General features: G+C 57.8%; 5 protein-coding genes and 1 pseudogene. 1 reads left to right on the top strand and 5 read right to left on the bottom strand.

Annotated elements, in window-relative coordinates; all coding sequences use genetic code 11:
* Positions 1–302 precede the first annotated feature (302 nt).
* Positions 303–1405: pseudogene (locus tag AKN84_RS43785) on the bottom strand (IS5 family transposase).
* 1682 nt (positions 1406–3087) lie between these two features.
* On the opposite strand from AKN84_RS43785, the gene AKN84_RS43780 reads away from it, so the two are divergent.
* Positions 3088–3297 (top strand): PRC-barrel domain-containing protein, encoded by a 210-nt coding sequence (locus AKN84_RS43780; protein WP_050426523.1) that lies wholly within the window; start codon positions 3088–3090, stop codon positions 3295–3297.
* A gap of 298 nt (positions 3298–3595) precedes the next feature.
* Here AKN84_RS43780 and AKN84_RS47030 read toward each other — a convergent pair whose 3' ends face one another.
* The 4 genes from AKN84_RS47030 to AKN84_RS43770 all read right to left on the bottom strand — a co-directional run.
* Positions 3596–3943, bottom strand: a complete 348-nt coding sequence (locus AKN84_RS47030) for a hypothetical protein (RefSeq protein WP_128971709.1) — start codon at positions 3941–3943, stop codon at positions 3596–3598.
* Between the two features lie 2009 nt (positions 3944–5952).
* The gene (locus tag AKN84_RS43775) at positions 5953–6162 is read right to left on the bottom strand and encodes a hypothetical protein (protein ID WP_050426522.1); all 210 of its coding nucleotides are present in this window, start codon (positions 6160–6162) and stop codon (positions 5953–5955) included.
* Positions 6163–6298: 136 nt separating this feature from the next.
* On the bottom strand, positions 6299–6892 hold the full coding sequence (locus AKN84_RS50955; RefSeq protein WP_430649978.1) for a retroviral-like aspartic protease family protein: 594 nt from the start codon (positions 6890–6892) through the stop codon (positions 6299–6301).
* The coding region (locus AKN84_RS43770; protein WP_162240945.1) for an SEL1-like repeat protein at positions 6810–7938 on the bottom strand (1129 nt) is incomplete at its 5' end. The genes AKN84_RS50955 and AKN84_RS43770, both read right to left, overlap by 83 nt.

Here is a 7938-nt window from a genome sequence, read left to right as displayed (position 1 = left end):
AGCAGGCTGTTGAAGAAGTCCTTGAAGGGCGCGCGATGAATGGGATGTTGTCGCCGTTGAGGAGGCAGATCTCCCCTTCGAGTGAGCCGTCATCCTGCAGTTCGGCCCAGCCGTCGCCCTCGGCTGGCTCCATTTCGTCGTTTCCTTGCCAGCCGAACTCTACGGCATCGCCGTGGCAGGCTCCAAAAATGGAGCCTGTAAGGCAATCGAAGGCGAATTCGCCGCCGGCCTCAGGATGTAGGCGCTCGCCAAGGCCATGTCGTAGCCCGGGGTCTCGACCACCTGCCATCTGCCCCGAATGCTCATGCCGGTGACGCCAGAAGCTTGGGAAGCCGGATCAAATTGTAGGCTGCAAGCGCAAGGACGAAGACGGCATCCACCCGGTCGCGGCCTCGCAGCTTGACCTTGGCCAAGCCAGCGGAATCTTGATCCAGCCGAAGACTTCTTCGATGCGTTTGCGGCAGCGTTGGCTGATGTCGTAGCCGCTGTGACGCGTGGTGCGCGCGTCGATCGCCGTCTTGCGCCGCTTGCCGGTCTTACTCAGATGTCCGTCAATCGCGATATGCGGGGTAACCGATCTATCTCTTAGGTCGTGCACGAACTGCGTGACATCATAGGCCTTATCCGCCCCCAGAGTGATCCGCTTCGCGCACCCGCGCCTGTCGATCATGGCAAGCGCAATCTCCCGCTCGGCGGTGCCCGTCGCTTGGCTCACCCCGCCCAAAACCGCTAAACCATTGCGGTTCTCCATCAGCGCATGGCCCATATAGCTCAGCTTGGCCGGCTGGCCGTCACCCTTCTTGTAGAGCCGCGCCTCGGGATCGGTCGTGCTCGCATGGGTCTCGTTGGATCGCTTCTCCTTGTGGAAGCTACGCTCGCTATTGCGTCCCGGACCGTCCTCGTCTTTGTCGCTGCCATCCTTCTTCCGGAAGCTCTTGATCGAAGCCCAGGCTTCAATCAGCGTACCATCCACCGAGAAGTGATCGCTCGATAGCAGACGCTTGACCTTCGGCTGCGCCAAAAGCGCGTTCAGGAACTTGGCCGCAATCTCGCCCTCAAGCAGTCGGTCGCGGTTCTTCGAGAAGGTCGAATGGTCCCAGACGGGATCGTCCACCCCCAATCCAACGAACCAGCGGAACAGAAGATCGAACTCCATTCGCTCCATCAGCTGCCGTTCCGAGCGGATCCCGTAAAACGCCTGCAGGAGCATCGCCCGAAGCAACTTCTCCGGTGCGATCGAGGGACGACCGAAGTCCGTATAGAGCTTGCCGAACTCCCCAGAAAGGTCGCCCAGCGCCGCATTCGCCAAATCTCGGATCATTCGCAGCGGGTGGTCGACGCGAACCCGAGCCTCCAGGTCGACATAACTGAAAAGCGAGCCGGACCGTTCGTCGCTTCCACGCATCGCGCCCCCTAGTTAAATCCGGTCCTAGAGAATCACGATACGGAACGCTTCGCTACCGACTTCTTCAACAGCCTGCTAGCCGAGTTGCACACGTATCGGGGTTCATCAGCTTAATTGCAGCGAGCGTGACAATCCGGTCATTGCTGTTGAGGCCCGTGGTCTCGACATCAAAGAACGTCATACATTTTGGACTGACAGGCGGAGCTATTTTCAGGTCCGAAGACGGAAGGGACCACGCGTGCCAAGCCGGAACAGGTGGTCGCTCGCGTGGGATCGGAGCGTCCTTTGTCTCCAACGAGGGCGATGGTGCTTGCGAAGTGCTCTCCGCCGCACCAGTGCTTGAGGGCGCGGGCGGATCGGGCGTGATGGCTGAGGGGCGGTGGTTGGGGGGTACAGTTTCGGACGCGGGTGCCAGAGGGAACGAAGGGCTGTCTGTCGCACGCCCACGCGGCGGCACGGGCGGAGGGGCGTCGACGGCTGTTGCTCGGCGCGGTCTGGTGAGGACTGCCGATTGAGTGCGGTAAGGGTCAAAAAGACAATGCACGATACAGCGCCGCCAATGGCAAGCGCTAATAGGCCTTCCATGGTTTAACCCCGCCCCGCAGTCCGAGCCATCTTGATCGGTATGCGCTCCGGCTTGCAACCGAAAAGTGTGCGGCTGCGCGCCCGCGTGCGATCTGCTCTGACGTTCACGCAAAAGCCCGGCCACCAGTTATGACGGCCGGGCGAACGGAAATATGAATTTGATGAACACCGCGAATATGTTGCGATGCGAGCAGGACTTCCATCCCGGACGAATACGGGTGGCGGGCGGCGCTTAGGCGCGCTTGAGTAGGTCGGCTGTTAGCCGCCGGACCGAGGCGAGAACGCATCCACGGACGCGGCTATTCGGGTCGCCAATTCAATGGCGGTCGGCGTGGACTGTTTTTCGAGCGGCGAGCCAACGGAATGTATCGCCGCCAATCCAGCACCAGCGGTCCAAACGGCTATCGCAATTGCAGCGAGATATTTGATCCTCATGGCGATGATCCGTCCCTTCGCCCCATGAACGAACTAACTCGGAGCTCTCAGAAACGGTTCCGAGTGCTGTTCGTGTGTCAATCGGGCCCAGTGGTCTAAGCGTCGATGCCAGACCCGAATTCCTCGTCCGAACGGAACATCACGTCGCGATCCAGAGATCAAAGGAACGAAAGCGCCCTGCCAGGCTTTAGAGAAACATGAGACCGCCGCTCGCCGGTACTAAAACGGCGCATGTCGCGGATAGCCAAAGGTCGCTGCCAGCGACCCGCTGTTGAATACAAGCGCACGCGCAATGATAGCCAAAGGCGGCGGTCTCCAGTTCCATTCAGAATCGTCACCGTGCTCGCAACGGAGAGCTACGGGAGGGGGAGCGTAAGCGCGGGTCCCCGCTGAGCGCTTTCTTGCTCCGAACGAGGCTTCGTTATGCCCAAGAGCATCAACATAGACCACAAACACAGCCGCGCCATCGTTCGAGAGATCGGCGAGAAATTGCGTACGACGATGGAACCAGAGCGGGAATTGCCAGCGAACGTCAGAACGCAAATCAACCGGCTCCGCGAATTGGAAGAGCGGTCACCATCAATCCGTCCAGCGGTTGACAAGCCTCGCCGTTGCGACGCCTTGCCACTGCACAGACGGCTCCGGCCGAACAGGGACGAGCAATGCCATCGGCTAAGCGCCGTGGGTTAAAGATTTTGCAAGAATACGCAGCGGCTCAATCCGAATTGATCGGCAAAACCGTCGTCCTTACCGATGGAAAGGCCGGCACGGTGGAGAACGTTTGGCTCGATGAATTGCACGGGCTTCGGATTTCGATCGAAGGCCATGACGGGAGATGGCCGGTCTCAACCATCAAGCTTGTGGAGAGCTAGACCGCGCATCGAACTGAGCGCTGCCCAGAGCGCCTTCCTGTCAGAACATCCCGATCAAGGTGAAAACCACGACCTCGCTCAGGAAAGCGACGCGACGGGGAGAAATACGTCAGCCACGGGCAGATTGATCATATTGCGCCTCGCCTTTTGCGAAGCCCCGAAACCCATAAGCCAAACCCCCGAGCACGAAACGTTTCGGTTCCGACCGTCGAAGATCAAAATGCCTATCGAATTTCGAGTTCTCTGATCGCCTGAGCCGAAATCTCGGCGGGGCCCTCGCGGGACCGCATCGTTGACGCTATGGTTTTGAGCTTGGCGAAGGCGCAGGCGTAGGCGCCTGAGACCCCGGTGCTGCTTGATTGTCTAGCGAGGTGATTGGCTTATCTGTCCCCGCATGCGGAATGCAGGTCCCGGCATTCGCAAGTTTTCCGGTCGCACCTTCTCGAGCCCGGCGGTAGTTGCGACTGCGGCGCCGGTCGAACCGGTCTTCATCCATAGTGAAGCGCTGACTTAAAGCGGCGTAGGCATCGGCATAGGTGTGCTGTAATTGCTCCTCGGCGGTCAGGCAATCCGATAGCTTCTCAAATACAAGATCGGTTTGAACTGGTGCTACGCCACCAACCAATACAACTAGAATCCATTTCATGTCGGCGATCTCAGCATTCGAGCCTGCTGGCAAACGCCGCCGACATGGAACGGTTCCGAACGGGCCGCCAGGGCGCCGCAGTGATATTCGGCCGGTGCCGCCTTGTCCTGGTAGAGCGTCGGAGCGTTAATCTTCTCGATGTAGATCCGGCCATCCTAGATCGGCTCAAACGCTCCACACAAGGACACCCGCCTCGGTTTCAGCGGTCACCCTTATCAAACATGTCCCGAAACCCGCGCGGCAACCGAGGTAGCTCGCCTTCGGGCTTGTTGCACTTCGGGCAGGGCGCGCCGGCACCACCACATGTACAGGCGTGCGGACCGGTCCACGGCTGATCCTGGTGCGTCTCACAGACAGCTGCAATCGTCGCAGAGGATGCATGCCGGTTCGCTCATCGCATCAGCTCGAACAGTTCAAGGACATCAGCCAGCCGCAGCTTTTGTTGCCCTTTGTCATGGCTGGCTGTCGGGCTGGGCGAGGAAATCAATCCTTGTATCCATTAGACCGCGTGTCTTGAGCGCATCAGTCATGGACAAGAAGCAACCTTAATAACGGAAATCTTTTGACTGATCGCGGGCCAAACGTTTTCGTGCAGCCATGTTTAACGTCATTATTGCCTTTCTGATTATTGTGAGCGTTGGCGTTTTGATTGCCCACGCCATCGATGCGTTGCGGTCCTGAGGGCTCTCCCGCCGGGATCCAAAGCGGTTCGCGTCGGAATACTTAACCATGTGCAAAGGTAGCAACGCGCCGCGGCAATTGCGAATTGCACTAGATCAAATAGGGAAAGACATAACTTCATAGGCCGCGGTTGCCCGCCTACCACGTTGGAATGATGCAAAGTCGCCTGGACTGGTTCACCATAGGCACCAATGAAATGCGTCGGCGAACTTGGTCAGACCCCAGGGCTGCGGAGATTGACGATTGGGTCTGCAAAGAACATCCGGATCGGCCTTGGAGCGGTGTCGACGCGTGCGGTTGCGGCAGTTCCGGCGTGCCGTGCCCAGCGTGCAATCCGTTAGCTGCCGATGACGTTGAAAGCAGTTCTGCCCGTGATTCTCCGGATGGGCTGATAAAGCATTCGTTAAAGCAACCCTGCAATTCTCCTCAGATGGATCGAGACCCGCCACGGGAATGGCTCATGCCAGCGCTAAGGCGCGGCTACGCTCGATTAGCTTCCTGGATGGTACGCGACAACAGAACGCTGGAGGCTGGCCGGTCGCGGGAGCCGACGCGGACGGAGGTCCCAACTAGAATGCCGGAATCCTCAAGACGTTCGGAGCCGCCCAGACCTTAAGGAGCGTCATTTCGTGAAAGGCTTATTGCTAGCTGTTGGCATCATTTTAGTTTTTTACGTCGCCGATCAGCACTTCAACCACGGTCAATACACGGACGCTGTCCAGCGCATCGCAAGTCAGATGAGACATTCTTTCGGAGTGTAAGGCCGGGCGGTCGCTCTTCATCTTCATAGTCGGACCATCTCGCTAATGAGCAGATCGGGAATCTGGTCTGATCTTCTCTTTGAGCTTGCGATTTATCAGCATTTCGCATGCGGACAATTTAGCAGTCGACGCGCGACGCCAATACCGGGAAGGTACGGGCAATCGTCCCACCACGGGAATGGGCTCATGCAGATCGGCCCGACAATCGCGAACTAAATGCCACAGTGGCCTGCTTTGGAGTTTCGAGTGGCCTAGTTTGAACTTAACCCCGGATCAACCTTTTTGCAGCATTGGCAAATGATAGAGCGGGGTGCCAGAGCCTCGCATGAAGGGTTCAAAAGCAGCGAAGCCGGCTCCCGCGGGACACGGGACTGCGCCCCGTGTGATTACGGTACCACCCTTAGCTGCTGGGGGATGAGCTTAAGCTGGGTGTATTAAATTGGGAGAAACAGTCCGCGAGCAAATAGGATTGTCAGATGGACGAACGCGAACTCGACCTTCTCTGTGCGGTGTTCGACGGCGTAGTCGTGGCATCCTTCGGCTTGCTCGCCTTCGGCACATTTTTTCTTATGTCCATGTGACGCGCGTCCGGGCTTGTTGGAGGAAGGCGCGATTATAGCTCTGCGCCTTGTCGTAGCAGGCACGCTGAACAAAGCTGCTACGGGTAATGTCGGTGCACGCGAACGATTTGAGGTCGACCGCGCCGCGATATTTGACATCGACCGTTTCAGCGAGAGGAACCGATGTTGACAGCGCGAAGACGACGACCGACAGCACCCATGTATGTCGCGCTGCAGAATGTTTGGTGCGAATCGTTTGATGCATGGCTCTACCACTGGACGGGGAGGGTGTAGGGTTCGGGCGTGACTTGATCAGTCAGGACATCGATGAGATCACCCGCAAGTGTGAGACCTTATTGAAGGACAAGTTCGTGGGTTACGTTGTCCTGCGACCAAGACCTGAACCTATTCAAAAAGGACTGTCCAAGCAGCAAAGGGGCATTGGCGCGTGCGATGCTTGCGCGAACATTGGTCACCGTTCGATCTCCAACCTTCAAAGATCTGATGATAAATGTCCTCGATGAGACAATCGAACCATCAGCAAGGCGATGGTTTGTGGATCCAGTAAAGTCGCTTTCGTTGATCGTGCCGGTCCTCATCAATGTTTGAGCAACATCGGCTGGGATCGAAACGTCAGAGGCTCCACTGTCAACAACGAAGTTTAACTTCAAGGTATCGTTTATGAGAGCGGGCACGTAAAAGGTCCCATTGCCTGAAACCATCCTCACGCGCGCGTCGCCCGCGGATAGTTCGGTCACTATCTGAGTTGCCGCGGGCCGAACTCCAATGAGACGGGCCAATGCCGCTTGGGCAAAACGATTTCCGTGATCTGCGGCTAGCCTGTACAGGCGGACGGCTTCGCGCTCATCTTTTACTAACCCGCCATCGCCGCGCTCGTATGCAGCTCCTAGATTTGCCTGACCTTGAGCGTTGCCCCCCCTCTGCAGACATTTTGAAAAACCGTACAGCCTCTACAACATCTTTCGGCAGTCCTCCGGCCCCAGCCAAATAGGCAAGTCCTAAATTCGCCTGCGCCTGCGCATTCCTGTGTTCTGCTGCGAGCTTATAAAGCCGTACAGCTTCGGTCTCGTCCCTAGTTAACCCACCGGAGCCGTGCAAATACGCAGCGCCCAAGTTATTTTGCGCCTGATCGTTGCCTTGTTCAGCTGACAGCTTGTAGAGACGCACAGCTTCACGCTCGTCTCTTGCTAGCCCGCCCGCTCCATGCTCATAGGCAAACCCGAGGTTCACCTGGCCAACGGCGTTACCTTGGTCAGCCGAAAGCTTAAAAAGTCGTACGGCTTCACGCTCGTCTTTTGATACCCCTGCGTGACCTCGCGCGTAGGCAAGCCCGAGATAAGCCTCTCCGAGAGCATTACCTTGGTCGGCCGATAATTTGTACAGTCGGCCCGCTTCGCGTTCATCTTTGGTGACTCCGCCACGTCCCTCGAGATAAAAGATCCCGAGATAGACTTGCGCGAAGGCGTTACCGCGCTCTGCTGCCGTTCTGTATAGACGGGCGGCCGTGTACTCATCCTTGGCTAAGCCGCCCCGTCCCGTTTGATACAATCTGCCGAGATTATATTGCGCCGGCGCGAAGCCCTGATCTGCGGAAAGCCTGAAAAGGCGGGCGGCTTCACTATCACTTTGGGCAAGCCCGCCACGTCCCGCTAGATAAAGAACTCCAAGGTCGTTTTGACCTTGCGCGTTCCCGTGATCTGCAGCGAATTTCGAGAGGCGGAGCGCTTCGGTGTCATCCTTCGGGATGCCGCCCTCTCCAATCAGATAGAGCGACGCCAGGTTGGCCGCGCCTTGAACGCTGCCACCCTCGAACGCCTTGGCGTATTGCGGCCGAGCAGCCGCATCAACGTTCTTTGCGGCTTGATATGCCCGACCTAGCTGCAGGGCAATCCTGGGATCTTTTGGGGCGACCTTCGCTGCGCGTTCGCATGCATCGATTGCGACCTGTGCGACGATCTTTTCAGAACTGACG

The sequence above is a fragment of the Bradyrhizobium tropiciagri genome, assembly GCF_001189845.1.
In the GTDB taxonomy this organism is placed as follows: Bacteria; Pseudomonadota; Alphaproteobacteria; order Rhizobiales; family Xanthobacteraceae; genus Bradyrhizobium; species Bradyrhizobium tropiciagri.
Note: the sequence above shows the minus strand (reverse complement) of the source record. Positions and strands in the feature narration are given on the sequence as shown.